Genomic DNA, 24458 nt, shown 5'->3' on the forward strand with positions numbered 1-24458 from the left:
CGCAAAGACGAGGAGCGATCGAGATGACGAACGCGGACTTACGCCCACGACCGCTTGGAGACAGAGCGTTCTTGCTGGAATGGCAAGCAAGCGACGTCACGACGGGAACGATCGCCGCATTCGCGCGGCATATCGCGCGGTTGTCGCTTCCCTGGCTGCAGGAGCTCGTGCCCGCGTATCGAACGATCGCGGTCTATATCCGGTCGTCCGACGTCACGGTCGAGCAGGCGTCGGAAGAATTGCTTCGGGCGTTGCGGGATTTCGCGCCGTCCGCGGACCGGAACGACCGGAAGCTCGTCGAGCTTCCGGTGAGCTACGGAGGCGACGACGGCCCCGATCTGGAGGAGGCGGCGGCTCGATGCGGCATGAGTGCGGAACGATTCGCCGCGATGCATAGCGAACCCGTCTACGAAGTCGCGATGATCGGCTTCGCGCCGGGCTTCCCGTATTTGAGCGGATTGCCGGAGGAGCTGGCGCAGCCGCGGCATCGGACGCCGAGATTGAACGTGCCGGCGGGCGCCGTCGGCATCGCGGGCGGTCAGACCGGCGTCTATCCGGTGGACTCGCCCGGCGGGTGGCAGATTATCGGACGAACACCTGCGCGGCTGTTCCGCCCGGAGGCGGAACAGCCCTTCTTGCTCGCTCCCGGCGATCGGGTGAAATTCGTGCCGGCGTCGGGCGGGGAGACGCGAATGGCGGAAGAGGCCGTTAACGCGGCGGCCGGCAAGCCGAATCGACGTAGCGGCAGAACGATGCCCGCCGCGCTGATCGTCCTGAAGCCGGGTATGCATACGACGGTACAAGACGCGGGCAGGCCCGGTTGGCAAGCTTACGGCGTATCGGTTGGCGGTGCGATGGATCGTTATGCCCTTCGGACGGCGAACATTCTTGTAGGCAACGATGAAGATGCGGCAGGATTGGAATTCACGTTGATCGGCGGTTCGTTCATAGCCGAGCAAGACTTGCTCGTCGCGCTATGCGGCGCCGACTTCGAAGCATCTGCGGACGGCGAGGCGATACCCATGAACAAGCCCGTCGCCGTGCGCGGAGGAACGACGATCGCGTTGGGCCGCGCGGCCTCGGGTTGCAGGGCTTACATGGCGGTGGCCGGCGGTATCGACGTGCCGACCGTGCTCGGAAGCAGGAGCGCGGATACGCGGGCGCGAATCGGCGGAGGAAGCGGCGACGGCTCGCCCCTCGTCGCGGGCGAACGTCTTGCCTGCGGCCATCCGAGCGCGCTGTCGCTCGTGATCGGCGACAGTCTGCACCGAAGGCTTCGGCTCGAAGGGCGACGTTGGGCGACGGTGACCTGGCATACAAGCGGCAACGGTTCGGAGCAGCGCGCCGATCGGTCGGCTACGGTTCGGTTGCGCGTGCTGCCGGGGGCGGAGTGGGACCAATTCGACGTCGAAGCGAACAATCGGCTGTTCGGCTCGGCGTACCGGGTAGACGCGTCCTCCGACCGCATGGGCATTCGGCTTGGCGGCGCCCCGGTAGAGAGACGATCGGCGTCCGAACTGGCCTCGCACGGGGTATCTCCGGGAACGGTCCAAATTCCGCCGGACGGGCAGCCGATCGTGCTCGCCGCCGGCTGCCAGCCGACCGGCGGTTACCCGAAGGCCGCGCACGTCATCGCGGCGGATTGGCCGCTGCTCGCCCAGCTCGCACCGGGACGCCGCGTGCGGTTCGAGATGGTCGAAGAGAAGGACGCGCTCCTGGCGCGACGGGAGAGAGAACGGGACATCTCGCTGCTGAAGGCGGGCGTGTTCGCCAGAGTATGCGCGTTGACGACAGGAGGGACGACGTGATCGAGATCGATCTGAACGCCGATCTGGGCGAGGGCTTCGGCCCCTATACGTTCGGTTCGGACGAGGCGATATTGGAATCGATATCGTCCGCTAATATTGCTTGCGGCTACCATGCGGGCGATCCTTACCAGATGCGATCGACCGTCGAGCGCTGCGTCGACCGGGGCATCGCGATCGGCGCCCATCCGGGGTTGCCGGACAGGCTCGGCTTCGGACGCCGGGAGATGAAGGTGACCCCGGAGGAGGCGAGCGACTACGTGCTGTATCAGACGGGGGCGCTTCAAGCGTTCGTTCGCGTCGCCGGCGGCAGCTTGCGCCACGTGAAGCTACACGGAGCGCTGTACCACATGGCGTCGACGGACGAGGAGTTGGCCCGGTCGATCGTACGCGGCGTATGCCGCCTAGACCGTTCGTTGCTGCTCTTCGGGCTGCCGGGCAGCTTCATGGAGTCCGCCGCGCGCGAAGAAGGAATCGCATTCGTCCCGGAAGGATTCGCGGACAGGGCGTATAAGCCGGACGGAAGATTGGCCGACCGCAAGCTGCCGGGCGCGGTGCTCCATGCCGAAGGGCAGGCGGAGGCGCAGGCGGTTTCGTTGGCCGTGAACAAGGAAGCGGCGACGATCGACGGAACGCTTGTCCGGCTGCGCGTCCGGACGATCTGCGTTCACGGGGATACGCCGGACGCGGCAGAACGAGCGGCGCGGATTCGCCGAGCGCTGATCGCATCCTCCGTAACGATCCGGCCTCCGAACCGGTAGCGTTTACGGAATTTGTCGAATAACGAAGAAAAAACGGTCGAAATCTTGTCGACGGATTCCCAACTTGCAGGAAATTACCGATTCGCGTGGAATGATGTACAGATGTAAATTTTGCCGGGGGTTCAGCATGTCGATTAATCGCGCGGAAATGAAGACGATGTGGACGGTGCTCGCCGCCCTTTCAATTTTTGGCATTCTGCAGCTCGCGGACCGTTGGCTTGAAGAGGCGCTCGCGCCGTATATCGGCGCTTCCACTCATATTTTGCTCGAATCGCTCGGATTCTCGATTTGTTTCACGATACTGACGTTGGGCTGGATGGTATTCGTTCCGACGTTATGCAGGCAAAGGCTCATGACCGCCGCGCTGTTCGCCGGCGTCGGCATTCTCGAGCTGCTGCACGCGCTTAGCGAACCTTACATGCCGCTCGCGAGCGATCGGTTCGGCGAGGCGCCGAGCGAAGTGCTGGGCTGGATCGCGCAATGGATCGGCGCGGCTGGAATGCTCGTCGTCTTCTCGATGAACAACGCTCCCGTCAAAGCCAGAGCCAGGCTGTACATGATCGTTCCGGTCATGATTACCGTCAGCGCGATCGCTTGGGCCGTATTCAGCGCGGACGGTTGGAACGCGGAAGCGATCGAAGCGATACAGCCTTACCAGACGGCTTCCGTCTTGATTCTGTACGCGGCCGCGGCTTGGGTGATCCTGTACCGCCACCGGCTGGAACGGCCGCAATCGATGCTCACGGTCGTGCAGGCGCTCATCTGGTTGTTCCTGGCCAAGCTGGAGCAATCGCTCGGACCCGGCATCGGGGACGTGCACTATATGTTCGCGGAATGCCTGAAGCTGATCGGATACTATTATTTGCTCAAGGGCATTTATTACGTCTTGATCGAGGAGCCGATCAAGCGCCAGAAGAAGACGGAAGCCCGTATCAATTACTTGGCGTATCACGACGAGCTCACGGGACTGCCGAATCGCCGAATGTTCGCCGAGCGCGTCAAGGCGGAGATGGCCCGCGCCGCGCATTCCGGCGGTCAATTCGCGCTATTCTGGCTCGATCTCGACCGGTTCAAGACGATCAACGATTCCATGGGCCATTCGTTCGGGGATCAGCTGCTCGTCGCGGTCGCCGAGAGACTGACGAAGTTCGCGAACAAGCCCGAAAGAATTTTCCGCCTCGGCGGCGACGAATTCACGTTCCTGCTCTCGGATCTTCGCGACTTGAACGCGGCGGAGGCGACGGCGCAGCGGCTCGTCGAGACGTTCGAAACGCCGATCCGCGTCGGGCAACTGGACTTCCACCTGACGGTAAGCGTCGGCATGGCGATCTATCCGCAGGACGGCAACTCGCTCGATCTGCTTCTGCAGAACGCGGATACGGCGATGTACAGCGCCAAGGATACGAGAAACGGCTGGAAGCGGTACGCTTCGGAGATGAACCTGAGGGCGAAGGAGAAGCTGCTGCTGGAGAACGATCTGCGCATCGCGCTGGAGCTCCGGCAATTCCATCTCGCCTACCAGCCGCTCGTCGATCTGGAGGGCGGCCACCTGGTCGGCGCGGAGGCGCTGCTCCGGTGGAGCCATCCGAAGAAGGGGGCCATTCCGCCGTCGGAATTCATTCCTCTGTGCGAGGAGAGCGGGTTCATTCTCCCGCTCGGGGAGTGGGTGCTCAGAGCCGCTTGCACGCAGACGAAGCAATGGCAGGACAGCGGCTATCCCCCGCTCGTCATGTCCGTCAATCTCTCGATTCGCCAGTTCCGCCAGCACGATCTGTGCGAACGCATCGAGAGAGTGCTCGAGGAGACCGGCCTGGCGCCGCAATGGCTAGAGCTCGAGATTACGGAGAGCATCATGGCCGACGTGGCATACGCGACGGAGATGCTGGAGCGGCTTAAGAAGATCGGCGTGCGGATCAGCATCGACGACTTCGGTACCGGCTATAGCTCTCTCTATTATTTGAAACGTTTCCCTATCGACAAGCTGAAGATCGACCGTTCGTTCGTGAACGACATTCTGACCGACCGCAACGACGCGGCGATCGTGTCCGGCATCTCCGCGATGGCCCGCAACCTGAACCTGACGGTGACGGCGGAAGGCGTCGAGAGCGAAGGGCAGGTCGAGTTCCTTCGGGAGCAGCGGTGCCAGGAAGCGCAAGGGTACTTCTTCTCGCGTCCCGTGCCGCCGGAACAATTCGTGTCCCTGTTCGAATCGGAGCGCGAAGGGGCGATCAGGCGCCGGGAGACGACAGCGTGAATGCCAGGCGGCGAATCGGCGGACGAGCGCCCGCGACCGGCATCGAGAGCGTGTTCGTCTACGGGTCGTTGCTGCCGGGCTTGCATAATTACGGCGTCGTATCATCGCACGTCGTAGCCGCTCGGGAAGGACGCGTTCGCGGACGTCTCGTCGATGCCGGACGATACCCGGCATTATTGCCGGATTCGTCGCGTACGGTGCGGGGAATATGGCTGGACGTATCGATAGACGCGCTGCCGGCATTGGACGAGTTGGAGGGGTTCTCGGGCATCGAGGAAACGAACGATTACGAGCGGATATGGACGACCGACGCCGACCGGCCCGAGCAATGCGGTTGGCTGTACGTCTGGACCGAATCGCGCGGTTGTCCGCCCGTCGATTCGGATTGGTGGCCGGAAGCGGCGCGCGGCAAAGGCATCGAGCCCTAGTGGCTCGATTTTTTTGTTGGGCGACGCAGCGAGGGGCATTCTTCCCTTGTTCGTCACAGGATCGCTATCGGCCTCTGTTGAACGCGCCGCCTCGTTCCGGTACGATGGGAGAATAGAAGATCATATCGGAGACGGCCATCGATCGGCAGGAGGTAGCGCAATGAGCATGGGGAGCGTAAGGGCGATGGAAGGTCGCTTGCGGTTACAAGATAGAAGGTTACGGTGGATCGTCGTCATCGGCATGCTGTTCGCGCTGATGACGGGCTTCGCCGGGCGCGCGGATGCCCATGCCGAGCTGCTGACCGCGTCGCCGGCCGCGGGCAGCCGGTCCGAGGAAGGGCCGAGCGAAGCGCGGCTCGTCTTCAACGAACGGCTGGATGAAGGCGGCGCGAAGCTGCTCGTGCTGAACGAGGCTTCGCGCGACGTCGCGGAAGGCAAGCCGGAATACGTCGAAGAGGGCAAAGGGATACGGATCGCGTTGCCGAAGCTCGGCGAAGGGCACTATACGGTATCCTATTCGGTCATCTCGGCCGACGGGCATCCGGTATCCGGCGCTTACGTCTTTACGGTCGGCAATCCGGCGCCGCTAACGGACGCGAGCGAGCTCGATCCGCACAGCCAAGTCGGACATGCCGGGCATGGCGGCGCCAACGAAGGACTGACGACGGATTCGTTCCTGCTGTACGCCTCGCGAATCATGTACTATGCGGGCTTGCTGTGCACGGCGGGACTCGCCCTCTGGAGCTTGAACCGCTCGGCATCGCCTCTCGCCCGGCAAGTGCGGGAGCAAGCGACCGGACTCGCCGGCAAGTTCGCGCTGATCGCGACGCTCGCCTACGTCTTCTTCAGCTTGAAGGATCTCGCCTTGGACGAGCCTGTATCGGAATGGGGCCGCATCCTGACGGAGACGACGATCGGCCGCCTCTACATGGCGGAGCTGCTGCTCGCGCTGGCCGCGCCGCTTCTGACGAGCTTCGCGCCGCCGGCGCGGCTGTTCTGGGTCGCCGTCGCCTTGTTCGTCGAGGCATGGTCGGGTCACGCCGTCGTCTACGAGCCGATCGCCTATTCGGTCGGCCTCGATTTCGCCCACCTTCTCGCGGCGGCGTTATGGAGCGGCGGACTTGCGCTGCTCATCGCGATCTGGGCGAAGGAGCGTCCGGAAGCGGGGCGGTTCGCGCTGCTGTTCTCCAAGTGGGCGCTGCTTTCTTTTGCCGCGTTATGGGTGACGGGCGTGTTGTCGACGCTGCACTATCTCCCGTCGCTGACGTATTTGCTCTATACGGATTGGGGGACCTGGCTGCTCGCGAAGGCCGGTTTGTCCGTGCTCGTCGCGATCGCGGCGTTCTTCATCCGGCTGCGCCTTAAGAAGGGAGATCTGCCGCGAGGCGGCCTGCTGAAGGTCGACATCGGCCTGCTGTGCGCGATCATCGTCACCGTCGGCGTGCTCACTTATCAGACGCCGCTGCCGGCGAACGAGCCGCTCAGCTTCCACCAGATGGGGAAGGATATGCACTTCACGCTTCGGGTGACGCCGAACGCGCCCGGGGACAATCGATTCACGTTGAAAATATGGCTGCCGGAGTCGGTAGGCGAAGGCAAGCCGAAAAAGGCGCAGCTACGGCTGACGCCGAAGGATAAGACGGAAGTCGGATACATCGACGTTCCGCTCGAGCCGTATACGGACGAAGAGCTGGACGCGTTCCCCGACTTCGTCAAGACGACGTACGAAGCGAAGGGGCCGTACTTGCCGTTCGCCGGCGAATGGACGGCGCAAATCCGGGTGACGGACGCGGAGGATACGGAGCGGGTCAAGGAGACGACGTTCAAAATCTATTAACCGCGGGCGGTCGGCTGCGGCGGAAGGGTGAAGGCGATGCGCAACGGACGGCTCAAATGGCTCATTCTGCTCATTCCGACGCTGACGATCGGGCTATGGGAATACGCCCGGCATGCGTTCCTGCTGCCGTACGTATCGATGGATCTCGGCAACTTCCTGGCGCCGTTCATCGTGCTCGCCGTCACGTTGACGCTCGTTAGAAGCTTGTTCTCCCGCTTGGAGCAGTCGCAAGCCGAGCTGCAGCGAGAGAAGTCGACGAGCGCCGCGCTCGAGGAACGCGAGCGTCTCGCGAGGGAGCTGCACGACGGCATCTCGCAGTCGCTCTTCCTGTTGGCCGTTAAACTCGATCAACTGGACGCGGCTGCGAGGGAAGGGCCCGTCAAGCCGCTCGCGGAGGGACTTCGCGAGACGGTGCGCATCATGCACGAGGACGTAAGGCAGGCGATTGCGAGCTTGAGGCAGCCGCCTACGCCCGATACGGCCTCATGGGTCATGCCGCTGCGGGAGCTGCTCGGCGAAACCGCGGGCATTACCGAAGCGAAGGCGGAGTTCGCGTGGCATATCGCCGACAAGAGCTTGACGGACAAGGAGAAGGTCGAGCTGCACGCCTGTTTCCGGGAAGCGCTCATTAACGTACGCAAGCACGCGCAAGCTTCGAACGTCTACGTGATCGGGGAGTCCGACGGCGCCGGAGGCTTCCGATGCGCGGTCGAAGACGACGGCATCGGCTTCGCGGGCGATCCGCTGCGGGCGACGGGGAGATTCGGCCTGCGGATGGTGAAAGACCGCGCGAACCGAATGGGCTGGACGTTCGCGGCCGAGAGAAGGGGAGACCGGACGGTCATCGAATGGATCAAAGAAGGAGGACGGGCGTAATGGCGCAGCCGATACGGGTATTGCTCGCGGACGACCATCCCCACGCGCGGGAGGGCATGCGGATGATCGTGTCCGCGGAGCCCGACTTCGTCGTCGTCGGGGAAGCCGCGAGCGGGGAAGAAGCGATCGCGCTTGCGGACGCGCTGCTGCCGGACCTCGTGCTCATGGACATCCATATGCCGGGCATGGGCGGGCTCGAAGCCGTCAAGGCGATCAAGGGCGGGCAGCCGCACGTGAAGATCGTCATCGTGACCGTGTCCGACGACGCGTCGCACCTGTTCGAGGCGATCAAGAAAGGCGCCCAAGGCTATTTGCTCAAAAACTTGAACCCGGCGGCTTGGCGGGATTACTTGCGCGCGATCGCGTACGACGAGGCGCCGCTGAATCCCGATCTCGCTCTGTCGATTCTGCGGGAATTCGCGAACCGGAAGACGCTGCCGGCGCAGGGGACGAGAGACGGCGACGCACGGGCGGAGGGGCTGACGCCGCGGGAGACGGAGTTGCTGCGTGAAGTGGCGCGAGGGCTGACGAACCGGGAAGTCGCGAACGCGCTCGGGTTGTCGGAGCATACGGTCAAGAACCACCTGAAGAACATCCTGCAGAAGCTGCATCTCGACAACCGGGTTCAACTGACCCGATACGCCTACGAGCGCGGATTGGTAGATTCGTCGGACGAATAGCCCGGCCGGCCGCCTTCGGATCGTCACAAACGGTCACCCGAATATGACTCTTTCGAGTCATGCGCATGCCGATAGAACGGTCTATACTGGGGTACAGATTCCCATTCGAACGAGATGAAAGGCAGGACAACCCCTCCATGAAGAAACTGATTACGCTTATGCTAATGCTCGTACTATCGATCGGCTTCGCCGGTATCGCCAGCGCACACGTGACCGTGCAGCCGGCGGAGGTGCCGGCGAACTCTTACCAAGTGTTCACCGTACGCGTGCCGTCGGAGAAGGAAGCGGCCACGAACCAATTGAAGGTCGCGATCCCGGACGGCGTGAACATCAGCCGCGTCGAACCGAAGCAGGAATGGAGCTACGAGTTCGAGAAGAACGCCGACGGCAAGGTGATATCGATTACGTGGACGGCGTCGGGGGCCGGCATCGGCGCGACGGAATTCGGCGAATTCCGGATGCAGGGCAAAGTCGCCGAAGACGCGACCGAGCTGAGCTGGAAAGCGTACCAAACGTATACGGACGGCGAAACGGTCGAATGGACGGGCGCGCCGGATGCCGAGAAGCCGGCTTCCGTTACGGCGGTAACGGCAGCGACCGGCGACGGCCACGGCGACGGTCACGGCGCCCAAGCCGGAACGGATACCGACTCGGCTGCGCAAGAGGATGGCGAAGGCAGAGATCTTCTGACGTTCTCGTTCGCTGTAGCGGCGATGATCGTCAGCGTGATCGCGCTCGGGCTGTCTCTGCGGAAGCGGAAGTAAGGATTATCGCCCGAACAAGGCAAGCCCCCGACCATTGCGGCCGGGGGTTTCGTTCATGGAAAAGCTATTGCGCGACGGCTTCCGATACGGACGAGCTCTGTTCCGCGGCCGGGGATGCGGCTCCCGCCGACGATTCCGCGGATGCGGCCGGCGCGTTCTTCTGCTCCTGCTGCGCCTGCAGCAGCGCCGCTTGCAGCTGGGTCTGAGCTTCGGCGAGAGCCTCGTCTAGCGACTTGTTGCCGTCGTACGCGCTCTGAACGGCGGGTTGCAGGGTACCGTTCATCTGCGACCAGAAGTTCGTAGGCAGCTTCGCGTACATCTCGTTCATCGGGTTGTCGACCGGCTTCAGCGCGTAGAACGCCTTCATGTTGCGGCCTTCCTTGTCCTCGTACGCTGTCGTGCGAACCGACTGGTTGCCTTGCTGCGATTTGGAAGTCGCGCGCGCGAATTGTTCGCTCGTGATGTACATCAAGAAATCCGCGGCCGTGTCCGCGTTCGGCGACGAAGCGCTTACGGCGAACAGGTTCGAAAGGCCCCCATAAGGACTCTGGTCCGGGTACTGCGGGTCGACCGGCATCGTGACGATGTCCCAGTTCTTGATGATCTTGTCTTTGACTTGCACGTTCTCTTGCGCTTGCTTGATTTGCGACAGCAAGTAATTGCTTTCAACCTTCATCGCGACTTTGCCGGCGATGAACGCATCAGACAGCAGGTACTCTTCGTACGAACCACCCGAGAAGTTGTTGTCCTGCTTATAGAGCGTATTCGACTTGAGTGCGTCGAACGCGGTTTGGAACGCCTTCTTCCAGGAAGGGGTATCGATCGTGACCTTCATATCGGCGGAGTTGACCATCGACAGGCGCTGCGAGGTGGCGATCATGCTGCCGAGCTGGAACGGATCCGCCTGGTAGCCGAGGGCGAGGCCGTAAACTCTGTCGTCCTGTTCTCCTTCCGTCGGGAAGCGCTTGGCGAGAGTAAGCATCTGCTCCCACGACATGCTGTCCGTCGGCAGGTCGACGCCGTGTTTATTGAACAAGTCCTTGTTATAGTAGATGACTTGACTGTATAAGTTCGGAGTCAAGCCGTATAGCTTGCCGCCGCCGAGTCCGCGCAAGTAGTCGAGCAAGCCGGGGACGACGGTGTCCGCGTTATAAGACTTCTCTTTGACCTTCGTCTCGAGGTCGAGCAGCTTGCCTTGTTCCGCGAGTTTGCGAAACAGTTCGTTGTCCGTCATGATAATGTCCGGCTTCTCCTGTTCGATGAACTTGTTCAGTTTGTCGGATAAGCTCTCTTGCGGATTGGCGTTGTCCGTGTAGACGGATCGGTTGGAGACGACCTCAATCTCGACGTTCGGGTGAAGAGCATAGTACAGCATGCCGTATTGTTGGAAAAACTGTTGCTCGTCGTAGTACATGACCTTCAGCGTCTTCGGGGTATCGTCGTCTTGCTCCTCGGCGCCGCCGAAACTGCAACCCGCCAGCAATGTCGCGAGCGTAACGCCGCCCGCTAGAGCGGCCGCGCGGAAGTTGACCATTCTTTCCACTCTTTCACTTCCCCTTCTAATCTTTGCTAGATTTATTCCAGCATAACACAGGGGGAGGAAGATTTAGTTAAAATTATACTAAAAACAGACGCCGTTCGACCGGGCAAGCGCGGGAAGCCGGAGCCTATAAGGCGCCCGCGGCTTGCTTCCGCGCGGATTATCCCCTATAATGTGGGATAATCAACATAAGCGTAACGCGATGATGGAGATAAGTAAGCAGTGCCTTCTTGCAGGGAGGGAACGCCGTGGACTGGAAGCGTTCCTAAGTAACGGGCTGCCGAATTTCGCTCCGGAGCAATGCCTTGAACGCGCGACTCGCGCCAGTAGGGAGCATCGGACCGCGACCCGATACGTCGCGTTAGAGGGTATATCCGCGTCCGGCGTCGCTGGTGGCAGATATTCCGATAAAGGGTGGTACCACGGTCTTTTCGTCCCTTACGGGAGAGAGGGCTTTTTTTTTTATTCCCCCAAAAGTGACGTTAAGCTTCGAAGCGTATACCGATTACTTTCGGGGGGCCCCCACAGTTCAACTGATAATTAAGGAGAGATACGGTATGAAGGAACGATTGGAAGCGCTCAGGCTCGAAGCGCTGGAGCTGCTCGGGAGCGTATCGGACGCGGCGCAATTGAACGACTTGCGCGTTCATTATTTAGGCAAGAAAGGTCAACTGACCGAAATTCTTCGCGGCATGGGACAGCTCAGCGCCGAGGAGCGCCCGGTTATCGGGCAAGTGGGCAACGAAGTGCGGGCGGCCATCGAGGCGGTCATCGCCGAGAAGCAGGAAGCGTTCGACCGCGCGGCGACGGCGCAGCGCCTGTCGGCCGAGACGATCGACGTGACGCTGCCCGGCAAGGCGCCCGGCGTAGGGGCGGTGCATCCGCTCAACAAGGTGGCGCAGGAGATCGAGGATATTTTCATCGGGATGGGCTATACGATCGCGGAGGGACCGGAAGTCGAGACGGACTTCTTCAACTTCGAGGCGCTTAACCTTCCGAAGAACCATCCGGCGCGCGACATGCAGGACTCGTTCTATATCACGGACGAAATTCTGCTCCGCACGCATACGTCCCCGGTGCAAATCCGCACGATGAAGGCGATGAACGGCAAGACGCCGGTCAAAGTCATCTGCCCGGGCAAGGTGTACCGCCGCGACGACGACGACGCGACCCACTCGTTCATGTTCCACCAGATCGAAGGGCTCGTCATCGGACCGAACATCCGGATGAGCGATCTGAAGGGCACGCTCCTGCAGTTCGTTCGCGAAATGTACGGACCGCAGATGGAAATCCGCCTTCGTCCGAGCTTCTTCCCGTTCACCGAGCCGAGCGCCGAAGTCGACGTCACGTGCGCGCAATGCGGCGGCAGCGGCTGCCGGATGTGCAAGCATACGGGCTGGATCGAAATTCTCGGCTGCGGCATGGTGCATCCGAAGGTGCTCGAGCACGGCGGCTACGATCCGAACGAGGTGACGGGCTTCGCGTTCGGCATGGGCGTCGAACGGATCGCGCTGCTGAAGTACGACATCGACGACATCCGCCATTTCTATGCGAACGACACGCGGTTCCTGAGCCAATTCGCCAAGCTGTAGCGGACGGGCGCACGACCGGAAACGATAGATTACCTTGAGAAAATGAGGGGAGTATCCCATGAACGTATCTTATCGGTGGTTATCCGAATATATCGATCTGAGCGGCCTCGAGCCGCAGAAGCTGGCGGAAATGATGACGCGCGGCGGCATCGAGATCGATTCCGTGCCGTCCCGCAACGCGGGCGTGTCCGGCGTCGTCGTCGGTTATGTGAAGACGCGCGAGAAGCATCCCGACGCGGACAAGCTGAGCGTCGTGAACGTCGACGTCGGCAGCGGCGAGCCGCTGCAGATCGTCTGCGGCGCGGCCAATATCGACGCCGGACAGAAGGTGCCGGTCGCAGTCGTCGGAGCGAAGCTTCCCGGCGACTTCCAGATCAAGCGCGCGAAGCTGCGCGGCGTCGAATCGCAGGGCATGATCTGCTCCGCCCGCGAGCTCGGCATGAACGACAAGCTGCTGCCGAAGGAGCAGCAGGAGGGCATTCTCGTGCTGCCGGCCGACGCCGAGATCGGCCGCGATATTCTCGACGTGCTCGCGCTGGACGACCACATTCTCGAGCTCGATCTGACGCCGAACCGTTCCGACTGCCTCAGCATGCTAGGCGTCGCTTACGAGGTCGCGGCGCTCACCGGCCGTCCGCTCCGTCTGCCGGAGCCTGGCAAAGACTTGTACGCGTCCGCGGACAAGACGTCCGATCATATCAGCGTTAAGATTACGGGCGAGGAGCTATGCTCGCTCTATACGGCTCGGTATATTAAAGGCGTCAAGGTCGGTCCGGCGCCGCAATGGATGCAGAACCGCTTGATGGCCGCTGGAGTGCGCCCGATCAACAACATCGTCGACATCACGAACTACGTCATGCTCGAATACGGCCAGCCGCTGCACGCGTTCGACGCGGCGAAGATCGCCGGCGGCCGCATTAACGTGCGCCTCGCGCAACCGGGCGAGACGCTCGTGACGCTCGACGACCAAGAGCGCAAGCTCGAGCCGCACATGCTCGTCATCGCCGACGCCGAGAAAGCGCTCGGACTCGCGGGCGTCATGGGCGGCGCGAACTCCGAAGTGACGCCGGACACGACGGATATCGTGCTCGAGTCCGCGAAGTTCGACGGCGGCACGATTCGCCGCACGTCTCGCCAGCTCGGCCTCCGCTCGGAAGCGTCGGCCCGGTTCGAGAAGGAAGTCGATCCTTCCCGCGTTCGCGAAGCGCTCGACCGCGCGGCCGTGCTGATGGCCCGGTACGCGGAAGGTCTCGTGACCGAAGGCGTGGCGGAAGCGAGCACGGCTACGTTCGAGCCGGCCGTCGTCCGACTGACGCTCGATCGCGTTAACGGCATGCTCGGAACGGAGCTCTCCTCCCTTGAAGTCGATACGATTCTGTCGCGCCTGCAATTCCCGGCGGCATCCGCCGAGCGCGACGTCTGGGACGTCACCGTTCCGTCCCGCCGCGGCGACATGACGCGGGACGTCGACCTGATCGAGGAAGTGGCGCGTCTTCACGGCTACGACAACATTCCGACGACGCTGATCGACGGCGCTTCCACCGCGGGAGCGTTAACGAAGCCGCAGGCGATTCGCCGCGAGCTGCGCACGTTGCTGACGAACGCGGGCTTGCAGGAAGCGATCAGCTATTCGGTAACCGCGGCATCGCGTACGGCGTTGTTCCAAGATCTGGTCGGCGGCGACGTCAAGCCGATCGCGCTGGCGATGCCGATGAGCGAGGAACGCAGCGTGCTGCGCACGACGGTGCTGCCGAGCCTGATGGAGGCGGCGGCTTACAATCTGACGCGGAAGAACAACGATATCGCGCTGTTCGAGATCGCGAGCGTCTACCATACGGACGAAGCGACGCTGACGCGCCTGCCGCAGGAGAAGCCGAGATTGGCGCTGCTGCTCGCCGGCAACCGCCGCGCGGCAAGCTGGAACCGTCCGGCGGAAGCGGTCGACTTCTACGATGCCAAAGGGGTACTGGAGGCGGCCTTCGCGCGTCTTGGCGTAGCGGGACGAGTATCTTACGCGGCGGCGCAGCCGGACGGCTTCCATCCTGGACGCACGGCGGCGATCAAGCTGCATACGGAGCGCGGCGACGAGACGATCGGTTACGTCGGCCAGCTGCATCCGGAGCTGCAACGCGAATTCGATCTGCCGGATGCTTACGCGGCCGAAATGTCGCTCGCGCCGATCTACGAATACGCGGATAAGCATATCGAATACAAGGCGCTTCCTCGCTATCCGGCGATGGAGCGCGACATCGCGGTCGTCGTCGACCGCGGCGTCGAAGGCGGGGCGCTGACCGCGGCGATCGCGGCTTCGGCGGGCGAGCTGCTCGAGTCGGTGCGCGTGTTCGACGTATACACGGGAGACCGCGTCGCCGCGGACAAGAAGAGCGTCGCGCTGGCGCTCGTGTACCGGCACGGCGAGCGTACGCTGACCGACGAAGAGGTAACGGCCGCGCATGGTAACGTATTGACACTTCTGGAACAATCTTTCGGTGCGGAACTTCGTAAATAGGCAGGAAACGGCAATGGATGCAGCGAATACATCAAGACGCTGATAGGCGGCTGGTGTTTCGCTGCATTTTCCTATACGTGGCGCGGGATCTCGGGCGCGAATGATGACGTTTGCGAGAACGGGAACCTTGTCGGCGGACGGCGATTCGGAACGATTTGCAGCAATTATCGAAGAAATATGGGACGCAATGGGAGGATCACGCCGTGAGCGGAAACGATAAGTCGCGTGTGACCGTTGACATATATGGAACGCAGTATACGCTGACGGGTCACTCTAGTACGGAGTATATGAGAAGGGTCGCCGCGCTCGTCAACGAACAGATGAGCAAAATCAACAGCGGTTCTCCGAGGCTCGATTTGCCGCGCTTGGCCGTGCTGGCGGCGGTCAACATGGGCGACGAGCTTATGCGGCTGCGGCGCGAAAGCGAACGTCTGCAGCAGGAAGAGATCGAACGCAAGAGATTGTCCGAAGAGCTCGAATACGTGAAGCTGCAAGCGGCCGAAGATTTGGAGGCTGAACGCGCGCGTTCCGCGGAGGCGTTGGCGCGGGCGGAAGCCGGCGCGTCGGAGGAGCTTGCGAGGCTCGCCCGGTTGCTCGACGACGCGAAGGCGACGGCTGCCGAGGAGCAAGCGAGAGCGGAAGCGCAGGCGGCGGAGGCTTTGGAGCGGGTCCAAGCGGAAGCCGAAGAGCGAATCGCGGAGCTTCAGCTTGAGCTGGAGCGCGAACGGGAAGAGGCGGCCGGGCTGCTCGCGAGCGTAGAGTCGCAAGCCGCGCACGAAGCGGCGCGAGCGGAAGCGCGGGCTTCCGAGGCTATCGCGGCCGCGAAGGCGGAAGCCGAGGAACGGTTGGCGCTCGCGAGGGCGCAAGCGGAAGAAGAGCTGGCAAAGGTGCAGGCGCAAGCGGAGGAGCTGCTGGCGGATGCGGAAGCGCTCGCCTCGGAAGAGCTGGCGATGGCGAAGGCGCATGCCAAGGAAGAACTGGCGAGAGTGAAGGCGCAGTCGTCCGAGGAGCTGACGATCGTCCAACGGCAAGCGGAGAAGCAGATGGCCGAAGCTCAGGCGCGCGCGGCGGAAGAGCTGGCGACCGAAAGGGCTTTGGCCGCGGAATTGATGTCGAGCCTGGAAGCGCAAGCGGCGGACGAGCTGCGGACCGCCAAGGCGCAAGCGGACGAAGAGCTGCGAATCGCGAAGGCGCAAGCCGCGGAACAATTGCGAATGATCCAGGCGCAAGCGGAGAACCGAGTCGCCGATGCCCGGGCGCAAGCGGCGGAAGAGCTGGCGACCGAGCGGGCGCGCGCCGAGGAAGCATGGGACGAAGCGAAGGCCGAAGCCGAAGCGCGCTTGGAACGGGCGAAGGCGGAGTTCGCGCTCCAGTTGGAGCGGGAACGCGCGGAAGCTTCGAAGCTGCTCGAGCAGGCGATGGCGCAAGCCGCTCGCGCGGCGGAGGAAATCTCGCTGGCGGAAGCGATCGGAGCCGAAGCGGAAGTCGCGTTGCAGGCCGCGAGAGCGGAAGCGGAGAGCGAGCTGGCCGGAGTGAAGGAACGGTTCGTGCTGCGCATCGGGGAGCTCGAGGCGACGCTTGCCGATCGGGAGGCGCTGTTCGCGGCGAAGGAATCCGAGCTTGAGGCTGCTTACGCGGAGAAGCTCGCGGAAGCCGAGAGAACGAACGCGTCCGCGATCGAAGAGCTCCAAAGGCAACGCGAACGGGAACGGAACGCGCTCGAAGAGGAGCAGTTCGAAGAGATGGCTTCGCTGGAGAGCAAGCTGACCGGCGACCTCAAAGCGGCGCAAGCGCAACGCGATTCGGCTGCGGAAGCGGCCGCGCAGGCGCAATCCGCGCGGGAAGCCGAGCGGAAAGAATGGCAAGAGCAGCGGCAGCGTTGGGCGGCGAGCGAGGCGGAATGGCAATCGCTTCGCGACAAGCTCGAAGCGGACGTCGCGCGTTGGGCGAACGAAGCGGAAGATCAGCGCCGAACCGTCGTCGAGCAGCAGGAAATGCTGCACGTCGTCGAAGGCCAGTCGTTCGACATGCTGCGCATGGAGATCGCGGCGAGAGAGCAAACCGAGCGCGAGCTCGATGCCGCGCTGGCCGCGTTGAGCGAACGGGACGAGCGGGAAGCCTCGTCCCACGACGAGGCGCTGCGGCTGCAGGATAGCCTCGCTGCCGCGCGCCAAAGCGAGCGCGCCGCCACCGAACGGGCGGCGGCGCTCGAAGCTCGCCTCGCCGAGCTGGGCGTGGCGGAGGCCGAATGGCGCGAAGCCGCCGCGCAGGCGTCGCGCGAGCTGGAGGCGGCGCAGGCGGAAGCCGCCGCCGCTCCTTCCCGCGAGGCGGAGTTGACCGCCTCGCACGACGAGCTGCGCGCGCTCGCGGAGGAGCTCGGCGGCGCGCAAGCGCAACTGGACGCGCAGCGCGAGGCGCATGCCGCGCTGAGCAAGGCGCACGAGGACCTTCAGTCCGAGTACGCGAAGCTGAAGGAAGAGTACAACGAGTGGATCGACATGCTGGAGCACGAATAATACCGGCAATAGAAAGGCGGGCGGCGATATACGATATCGCTGCCCGCTTTTTCGTTCATGTAACGTCGAGCGATACAAAAAACGAGGCCAGGGAACGACTTCCCGGCCTCGCTCAATCCAACCTATCTGTTACTGCACGACCAGCTTCGCGACCATTTGGCCGTGGCCGGTGCCGCATTGAATGTTGCAGTGGAACTCGTACGTGCCCGCCGCCAGCGTGACGACTTTCGACTTGCCGCCGCGAATTTTCAGATCCGCGTCCGGAATTTCGATACCGTGCGCGCCGCTCAAGTTCTCGACGGTGATCTTGACCGGGGTGTCTTTCGGAATGATGTATTCGGGCCGGTCGAAGTCCCAGCTCGATGCTTTGATGACGATTTCTTGCGAAGCGACGAGCGATTCGGAAGGCTCCGCGTTATCGGAATCGTTGCCGCCGCAAGCGACAAGGACGAGGACGAACGCGAGCGCCATGAGCGCGTAACCGAGTTTCTTCTGCATATGTCTTGACCTCCTATAGATGATCAGGCTATTCGTGATATGAAGATTGTACCATAAGGGCGCCGGGCGTTTCCGTTCGAACCTTGAACGCCCGGTGAACTTTCGGACGCGCGAAGAAGCCGATCCCGGGTTGGATGCAACCCGGGATCGGCCCTGCGCGACGCGATTCGCTAGCGACGATCGTGCGTCGTCTGGTATGGACTCGCGACCGGTATGAACAGGTCGATGATCCCGATGACGAGCGCGGCCAACAAGGCGCCGAGAACGGTGACGTCCACGTCGCCCACGACGAACTGCGCCAGCCAGATGACGAGCGCGCTGGACAGGAATCCCACGATTCCGCGTCCGAACGGCGTAACCCGCTTGCCGAATATCCCTTCGATGATCCAACCGAGCACGGCGATGACGAGCGCGAGCATGAGCGCGCTCCAGAAGCCGCCTACCGCGAATTGGGGAACCAAATAGCCGACGACCATCAGTACGATGGCGGATACGATGAACCTTACGATGGTACCGAGAACATGCATCTTATCGACCTCCTTGCGACATAGTGTGTCCGGCGGAGGCCTCGCGTATGAGCGCGGGTTTCGCAAGCGTTGTCCGTTCGGCTATAATAGGGAACGTAGAGGATAAGAAGGAGATGACGATGCCGTGAACGCCAAGGCATTACATACATTGGAATACGACAAAATCGTTCAGCGGCTGATGGCGGTTACCGCGACGAGCTTGGGCAGGGACGAGGCGGAGAAGCTGTATCCGTCGCAGGAACTAAGGGTGGTCGAGCGGCGGCTGGCCTCGACGGACGAAGCATCGAAGGCGATGAGCTTGAAGGGCTCTCCGCCGTTCGGCGGCATAACCGACGTTCGGGCTTCGCTTCGCCGCGCCAAGCTGAGCGGCATGCTGCAGCCTTCCGAGCTGATGGAAGTCGCTCAGTTCATCATGGGCTCGAGAAGACTGAACAAGTTCATAGCGGCGGCGGACGAGGAATTGAACCTTCCGCTGCTGACCGACTTGCGCGAGCCGCTGACCGACTTCAAGCCGCTCGAGGACGATATCCGCCGCTGCATCGACGAGCAAGGCGACGTGATGGATTCGGCGAGTCCGGAGCTTGCTTCGGTTCGCCGGGATATTCGGATCAACGCGGGGCGGGCGAGAGAGAAGCTGGAAAGCCTCATTCGTTCGAGCTCGGTACAGAAGATGCTGCAGGACGCGCTCATCACGCAGCGCAACGACCGCTACGTCATTCCGGTCAAGCAAGAATACCGCGCCCACTTCGGCGGCATCGTGCACGACCAATCCGGAAGCGGAGCGACGCTGTTCATCGAACCGGAAGCCGTCGTGCAGATGAATAACAAGCTGCGGGAGCTGACGCTCAAGGAGCAGCAGGAAGTCGAGCGCATCCTGCGGCGGTTGACGGAAGCGACGGGCGAACGCGCCGACCTGCTGACGGGCGACGTGGAGCTGGTCGGGCAGATCGACTTTATATTCGCCAAAGCTTCGCTCGCCCATACGATGCTCGCGACGCGCCCGTCGGTGAACGACGAAGGCCGCCTGTATCTCCGCAAAGCCCGCCATCCGCTCATCGACGGGAAGCAAGTGGTGCCGATCGAGCTCGAGCTCGGCGACGACTTCTCCGCGATCATCGTGACCGGACCGAACACCGGGGGCAAGACGGTGTCGCTGAAGACGGTCGGTCTGCTTAGCCTGATGGCGATGTCGGGTTTGTTCGTCCCGGCGGACGACGGCAGCCGTCTATGCGTATTCGACGGCATCTACGCCGATATCGGCGACGAGCAGAGCATCGAACAGAACTTAAGCACCTTCTCCAGCCATATGACGAATCTGATCTCGATGCTCGACCAAGTGACGTCCCGCAGCCTGGTGCTGCTCGACGAGCTCGGCGCCGGCACCGATCCCGCGGAAGGCTCGGCTCTAGCGATCGCCATTCTGGAGCATCTGCATCGTATCGGATGCCGCATGATCGCGACGACGCACTATAGCGAGCTGAAGGCTTACGCCTATAACCGGGAAGGCATCATCAACGCGAGCATGGAATTCGACGTGGCGACGCTGCGGCCGACGTACAGGCTGCTCGTCGGCGTTCCGGGACGAAGCAACGCGTTCGCGATCGCCGAGCGGCTCGGCTTGCCGATGACGATCATCGAGCATGCGCGGGGCGAAGTAAGCGAGGACGAGCTGAAGGTCGATACGATGATCGCCTCCCTCGAGAGGGATCGCCGCACGGCGGAATCGGAGCGTCAACTGGCGGAGAGGTTGCGCCGGGACGTGGAGAAGCTGCAGTCGCAAATCGAAGAGGAGCGGCAGAAATTCCAGGAGCAGAAGGCGAAGCTGTTGGAAGAAGCCCGCGAGCAGGCGCGGCTCTCGGTCGCCAAGGCGAAGCGGGAAGCCGAGGACATTATTTCCGATCTGCGCAAGCTGGCGCTGGACGAAGGAGCGTCGGTCAAGGAGCATAAGCTCATCGAGGCGCGCAAGCGGCTGGAGGACGCCGTTCCCGCGCCGGCGGCAAGGGAAGCGCGAGCTGCCGCGGGCGGCAAACCGGCGAAGATCGGAGCTGGCGACGAAGTGAAGGTGCTCAGCTTGGGCGGCCAGCGCGGCCATGTCGTCGAATTGTCCGGCAACGCGGACGCGTTCGTCCAGCTCGGCATCATGAAGATGAAGGTGGCGCTGGCGGATCTCGAACCGGTACGCCAGCAGAATGCATCGAAGGCCAACAAGGTCGCGCAGGCGACGGTCGTGAAGCGCACGAGAGACGAGAACATCCGGACCGAGCTCGACTTGCGCGGAACGACGCTCGACGAAGCGATCATGGAAGTCGATCGGTTCCTCGACGAAGCGTTCCTGTCCAATCTCGGCCAAGTATACGTGATTCATGGCAAAGGAACCGGCGCGCTTCGTACCGGCATTCAAGAGTTTTTGCGCCGGCACAAGCATGTCAAGAGCTACCGGCTCGGCAACTTCGGCGAGGGCGGAGCGGGAGTCACCGTGGCAGAACTCCATTGACGGGAGAGTGACGTTGCATGCAGGGAGTCGTCGACGAGATGATGTCGCACCCTTTTTCGGCGGTGCTCGCGTACTTCTCGGTCGGAATATTGGCGCTGATCGTGTTCTTGTCCATTTTCGAATGGGTGACCAAGTACGACGGCTGGGACGAGATTCGCAAAGGAAACGTTGCCGCGGCAATGGCGACGGGAGGTAAAATATTCGGTATATGCAACATCTTCCGCTTCTCCATCGAAGCGAACGATTCGATCTACGAGAGCATGGTGTGGGCGGCGGTCGGATTCGTGCTGCTGCTAGCCGCGTACTTCTTATTCGAATTCCTCACGCCGGTATTCCGGATCGACGAGGAAATCGCGAAGGACAACCGGGCGGTCGGCTTGCTGGCGATGGTGCTGTCGGTATCGTTATCTTATATTATCGGCGCTGCCGTGACGTAATCGGGGGAAGTCAAAGTCATGAAGTACTTATGGGGAACGCTGCTCGCGTTCGCGCTGTTGTTCATCGCGATCGGAGTCATCTATTGGGTCAATATCGATTGAGGGGAGCGAAGGACTTATGGCGGTCACGCTATGTCCATGGTGCCAGAGCGAAATACCGGTAGAGGAAGGCCAAGAACCGGAAAAATATTGTCCCGTCTGCGATAACGAGCTTGACGGGTATCGTACGCTGAGAGTCGATATAGGCGAAGACGAAGAGGAAGAAGAGGAACGCCAAGTCGCCCAACGGCATGCGGACCCGGGCGACGATGATGACGAAGACGACGAAGAGGAAGACGACGAATGGGGAGAAGCCTTATCGTTCCGGGAGAGCGGACCGGAAGGCTTGCTGCTGGACGAGAAGACCGAGCGCCTCCTCGACGAGCAGGAGTTCGTGCCCGAATGTCCGAATTGCCGGGAATACATGCTCGAGGCGGGAGAACAGACCGTCCCCGCGGATCAATTCCGCTCGCGCGTTCCGCAATCGCTGGGCAAGCCGATACTCGAAGCTCCGTTCGCCTTGACGCTGTACGTATGCCCGGCATGCTTCGCGACGCAGACGCAGCTATCCGAGAACGGCCGCGAGCAGATGATGCGGGGCTTCGGAGAGCCGGACGCGGAGTCCGGCGGGCAAGGGTAACGGCATGGCGAGAATGGTACGATCGATTACGGAGCTCATCGGTGATACGCCGGCCGTCGCGCTCAAGCGTTTGACCGGACCGGACGAAGCGGAAGTGCTCGTGAAGCTGGAGAAAATGAATCCGAGCGGCAGCGTGAAGGATCGCGCCGCCCTCGGTCTCGTCAACGACGCGGAAGCGAGAGGATTGATCGCCCCGGGCAGCGTCATCATCGAGCCGACGAGCGGCAATACGGGCATCGGGCTGGCGATGAACGCGGCGGCGAGAGGCTACCGCCTCGTCCTGGTCATGCCGGACAACATGACGGCGGAACGGATCTCGCTGCTGCGCGCGTACGGCGCCGAAGTCGTGCTGACGCCGGCGGCCGAACGGATGCCGGGCGCGATCGCGAAGGCTCGGGAGCTGCTGGCGGACATTCCGAACAGCTATATGCCGAATCAATTCGACAATCCGGCGAACCCGGATATTCACCGCGTAACGACGGCGCCCGAGATTATCGAGCAGACCGGGGGCCGGCTCGACGCGTTCGTGGCGACGGCGGGCACGGGAGGCACGATCACGGGCACGGGCGAAGCCCTGAAGGAGAAGCTGCCCGGACTGTACTTAGCGGTCGTGGAGCCCGCGGGATCCCCGGTGCTCTCCGGCGGCGAGCCCGGTCCGCATAAGCTCGTCGGGACGAGCCCGGGCTTCGTGCCGGCGATTCTGAATACGTCCGTCTACGACGAGATCGTTCAAGTAACCGATCAGGACGCGCTTGAGACGATGCGAGCCCTCGCGAGGCTGGAAGGCTTGCTCGTAGGACCGTCCTCCGGCGCTTCCGTATGGGCGGCGATTCGAATCGCCCGCAAGCTCGGTCCTGGCAAGCGCGTGCTCTGTATCGCCCCGGATACGGGAGAGCGGTACCTGAGCATGGATATTTTCTAATCGTTACCGGCTATAAACGTTATCTCCGGGTGGGACAATAGTCGATGTTCGACGAAGACGAAGGGGGTTCGGGCAGCGATGCAAGCATTGACCGCCAAGGAACTGGAGTATATCGCCGATTCGATGTCCAACGAGGATCTGTTGATCAAGCAGTGCGCCGTCGCGGCAGCGACCATAACGACTCCGGCATTGCAGCAAACGATCGCCAACATGATCTCCGTTCATACGCAGCATTACGCGCAGCTGATGAGCGCGTTGCAGCAGCACCAGCCGCTCGCGCCGACGGCGCCGCAAGCTTGATAACGGGAGGATGATCGCTACATGAACGCAACCGCAACGTTAACGAAGCCGCAAGCGCTGTTGCCCGACCAGGATATGGCCTACACGATATTGTCGGATCTGAAGCGGGTTACCCGCGAGTACGCGACGGCGGCGACCGAGTCCGTGTGTCCGGTCATCCGGCAATTGTTCACGCAGCTGCTGGACGCGACGCTGAAGCAGCAGGGAGACCTGTTCAACGCGATGAACCAAGCACAGATGTACAACGTCTCTTCTCCCGCCTTGCGCCAAGAGATCGACAAGCAATACAAGCAATACCAGCAGACGCAACAGAAGACGAACCAATTCGTCCAGCAGCAGCGCGGCGTTTAGGCGTTCGCTCGAATCCACGATCCCCGTACCGGCGCTTGACGCGGCTGCGGGGATTTTTCGGTTAATTTTCGAGGATCGGGCTTGATTTCGCTTTTCACCCGGCCTGTTTGTGATGTAATATGGAGAGTAACTCAAGACGACCAACCGCAGACTCCGGGGGAGCTGCTTCTTGATCGCACTGTGGAGGGAATCGCGATGAATCAATTGAAACTCAGCATCCTGGATCTGCTTAAGGAAGACGCCCGATTGTCCGCAACCACCATCGCAACGATGCTGGGCGCGACGGAAGCGGAAGTCACCGCCGCGATCGCGGAGATGGAACAAGACCACGTGATCGTTAAATACGCAACGGTCGTGAACTGGAGCAAGGTAAGCGACGATACGGTTACCGCGCTTATCGAAGTCGAGTGCACGCCGGAACGGGGCCGCGGCTTCGAGAATATCGCGGAGCGCATCTACTTGTATCCGGAAGTGAAGTCGGTGTACCTGATGTCCGGCGCGTTCGACCTGCTCGTCGAGATCGAGGGCCGGAATTTGAAGGAAGTCGCCTCGTTCGTATCCAACAAGCTGTCGACAATCGAATCGGTCATTTCGACCAAGACGTTCTTCATTCTCAAGAAATATAAGCAGGACGGCATCGTATTCGAAGAGCTCGAAGACGATCACCGCATGATGGTATCGCCCTAAC

General features: G+C 62.0%; 21 protein-coding genes. 18 read left to right on the plus strand and 3 right to left on the minus strand.

Translation table 11 applies throughout. The features are described 5' to 3' along the window. Positions 1–23: 23 nt before the first annotated feature. The 8 genes from pxpB (at position 24) to ACFQZG_RS08665 (ending at position 9405) form a co-directional block, all read left to right on the plus strand. A complete protein-coding gene (gene pxpB, locus ACFQZG_RS08630; protein ID WP_378151404.1) occupies positions 24–1808 on the plus strand; it encodes a 5-oxoprolinase subunit PxpB in 1785 nt (594 codons plus the stop codon). Continuing rightward, entirely contained in the window at positions 1805–2566 is a 762-nt protein-coding gene (locus ACFQZG_RS08635) for a LamB/YcsF family protein (protein WP_378151406.1), read from the plus strand. Before pxpB ends, ACFQZG_RS08635 begins: the two co-directional genes overlap by 4 nt. A gap of 127 nt (positions 2567–2693) precedes the next feature. Then, on the plus strand, positions 2694–4820 hold the full coding sequence (locus ACFQZG_RS08640; RefSeq protein WP_378151408.1) for a putative bifunctional diguanylate cyclase/phosphodiesterase: 2127 nt from the start codon (positions 2694–2696) through the stop codon (positions 4818–4820). Continuing rightward, positions 4817–5248 carry a gamma-glutamylcyclotransferase family protein gene (locus tag ACFQZG_RS08645; protein ID WP_378151409.1) on the plus strand — a complete coding sequence of 144 codons (432 nt, stop codon included), beginning with the start codon at positions 4817–4819 and terminating at the stop codon, positions 5246–5248. The genes ACFQZG_RS08640 and ACFQZG_RS08645 overlap by 4 nt, the downstream gene beginning before the upstream one ends. 160 nt (positions 5249–5408) lie before the next feature. Continuing rightward, complete coding sequence (locus ACFQZG_RS08650; protein ID WP_378151411.1) at positions 5409–7085, plus strand: copper resistance CopC/CopD family protein; 1677 nt, start codon at positions 5409–5411, stop codon at positions 7083–7085. 36 nt (positions 7086–7121) lie between these two features. Further along, complete coding sequence (locus tag ACFQZG_RS08655) at positions 7122–7961, plus strand: sensor histidine kinase (protein WP_378151413.1); 840 nt, start codon at positions 7122–7124, stop codon at positions 7959–7961. After that, entirely contained in the window at positions 7961–8641 is a 681-nt protein-coding gene (locus tag ACFQZG_RS08660; RefSeq protein ID WP_378151415.1) for a response regulator, read from the plus strand. Before ACFQZG_RS08655 ends, ACFQZG_RS08660 begins: the two co-directional genes overlap by 1 nt. A 137-nt stretch (positions 8642–8778) precedes the next feature. Next, positions 8779–9405 carry a YcnI family copper-binding membrane protein gene (locus ACFQZG_RS08665; protein WP_378151417.1) on the plus strand — a complete coding sequence of 209 codons (627 nt, stop codon included), beginning with the start codon at positions 8779–8781 and terminating at the stop codon, positions 9403–9405. A gap of 64 nt (positions 9406–9469) precedes the next feature. On the opposite strand, the gene ACFQZG_RS08670 is transcribed toward ACFQZG_RS08665, so the two are convergent. After that, positions 9470–10939 (minus strand): ABC transporter substrate-binding protein, encoded by a 1470-nt coding sequence (locus ACFQZG_RS08670; protein ID WP_378151608.1) that lies wholly within the window; start codon positions 10937–10939, stop codon positions 9470–9472. A 563-nt stretch (positions 10940–11502) separates the two neighbouring features. Between ACFQZG_RS08670 and pheS the strand changes: the two genes are divergently transcribed. The 3 genes from pheS to zapA all read left to right on the plus strand — a co-directional run bounded on the left by pheS (position 11503) and on the right by zapA (position 17562). Next, a complete protein-coding gene (gene pheS / locus ACFQZG_RS08675) occupies positions 11503–12537 on the plus strand; it encodes a phenylalanine--tRNA ligase subunit alpha (protein ID WP_378151419.1) in 1035 nt (344 codons plus the stop codon). Positions 12538–12595: 58 nt separating this feature from the next. After that, on the plus strand, positions 12596–15046 hold the full coding sequence (gene pheT, locus ACFQZG_RS08680; RefSeq protein ID WP_378151421.1) for a phenylalanine--tRNA ligase subunit beta: 2451 nt from the start codon (positions 12596–12598) through the stop codon (positions 15044–15046). A gap of 203 nt (positions 15047–15249) precedes the next feature. Further along, a complete protein-coding gene (zapA, locus tag ACFQZG_RS08685; RefSeq protein WP_378151423.1) occupies positions 15250–17562 on the plus strand; it encodes a cell division protein ZapA in 2313 nt (770 codons plus the stop codon). A gap of 129 nt (positions 17563–17691) precedes the next feature. Here zapA and ACFQZG_RS08690 read toward each other — a convergent pair whose 3' ends face one another. Continuing rightward, positions 17692–18060 (minus strand): cupredoxin domain-containing protein, encoded by a 369-nt coding sequence (locus tag ACFQZG_RS08690; protein WP_378151425.1) that lies wholly within the window; start codon positions 18058–18060, stop codon positions 17692–17694. Positions 18061–18230: 170 nt separating this feature from the next. Further along, entirely contained in the window at positions 18231–18587 is a 357-nt protein-coding gene (locus ACFQZG_RS08695; protein WP_378151427.1) for a phage holin family protein, read from the minus strand. Positions 18588–18711: 124 nt separating this feature from the next. Between ACFQZG_RS08695 and ACFQZG_RS08700 the strand changes: the two genes are divergently transcribed. From ACFQZG_RS08700 to ACFQZG_RS08730, 7 genes are all read left to right on the plus strand, one after another. Further along, positions 18712–21081: an endonuclease MutS2 gene (locus tag ACFQZG_RS08700; RefSeq protein ID WP_378151429.1), complete on the plus strand. Its 2370-nt coding sequence runs from the start codon at positions 18712–18714 to the stop codon at positions 21079–21081. Positions 21082–21098: 17 nt separating this feature from the next. Next, on the plus strand, positions 21099–21518 hold the full coding sequence (locus ACFQZG_RS08705; protein ID WP_378151431.1) for a DUF350 domain-containing protein: 420 nt from the start codon (positions 21099–21101) through the stop codon (positions 21516–21518). Between the two features lie 118 nt (positions 21519–21636). Further along, on the plus strand, positions 21637–22197 hold the full coding sequence (locus tag ACFQZG_RS08710) for a hypothetical protein (RefSeq protein WP_378151433.1): 561 nt from the start codon (positions 21637–21639) through the stop codon (positions 22195–22197). A 4-nt stretch (positions 22198–22201) separates the two neighbouring features. Beyond that, on the plus strand, positions 22202–23119 hold the full coding sequence (gene cysK / locus ACFQZG_RS08715) for a cysteine synthase A (protein WP_378151435.1): 918 nt from the start codon (positions 22202–22204) through the stop codon (positions 23117–23119). Between the two features lie 78 nt (positions 23120–23197). Then, positions 23198–23419 carry a hypothetical protein gene (locus ACFQZG_RS08720; RefSeq protein ID WP_378151437.1) on the plus strand — a complete coding sequence of 74 codons (222 nt, stop codon included), beginning with the start codon at positions 23198–23200 and terminating at the stop codon, positions 23417–23419. 21 nt (positions 23420–23440) lie between these two features. Further along, positions 23441–23770, plus strand: coding sequence for a spore coat protein (locus ACFQZG_RS08725; RefSeq protein ID WP_378151439.1), 330 nt, complete (start codon positions 23441–23443; stop codon positions 23768–23770). 195 nt (positions 23771–23965) lie between these two features. Next, complete coding sequence (locus ACFQZG_RS08730; protein WP_378151441.1) at positions 23966–24457, plus strand: Lrp/AsnC family transcriptional regulator; 492 nt, start codon at positions 23966–23968, stop codon at positions 24455–24457. The last annotated feature ends 1 nt before the right edge of the window (position 24458 follow it).

Source organism: Cohnella sp. GCM10027633, from assembly GCF_042675445.1.
GTDB lineage: Bacteria > Bacillota > Bacilli > Paenibacillales > Paenibacillaceae > Cohnella.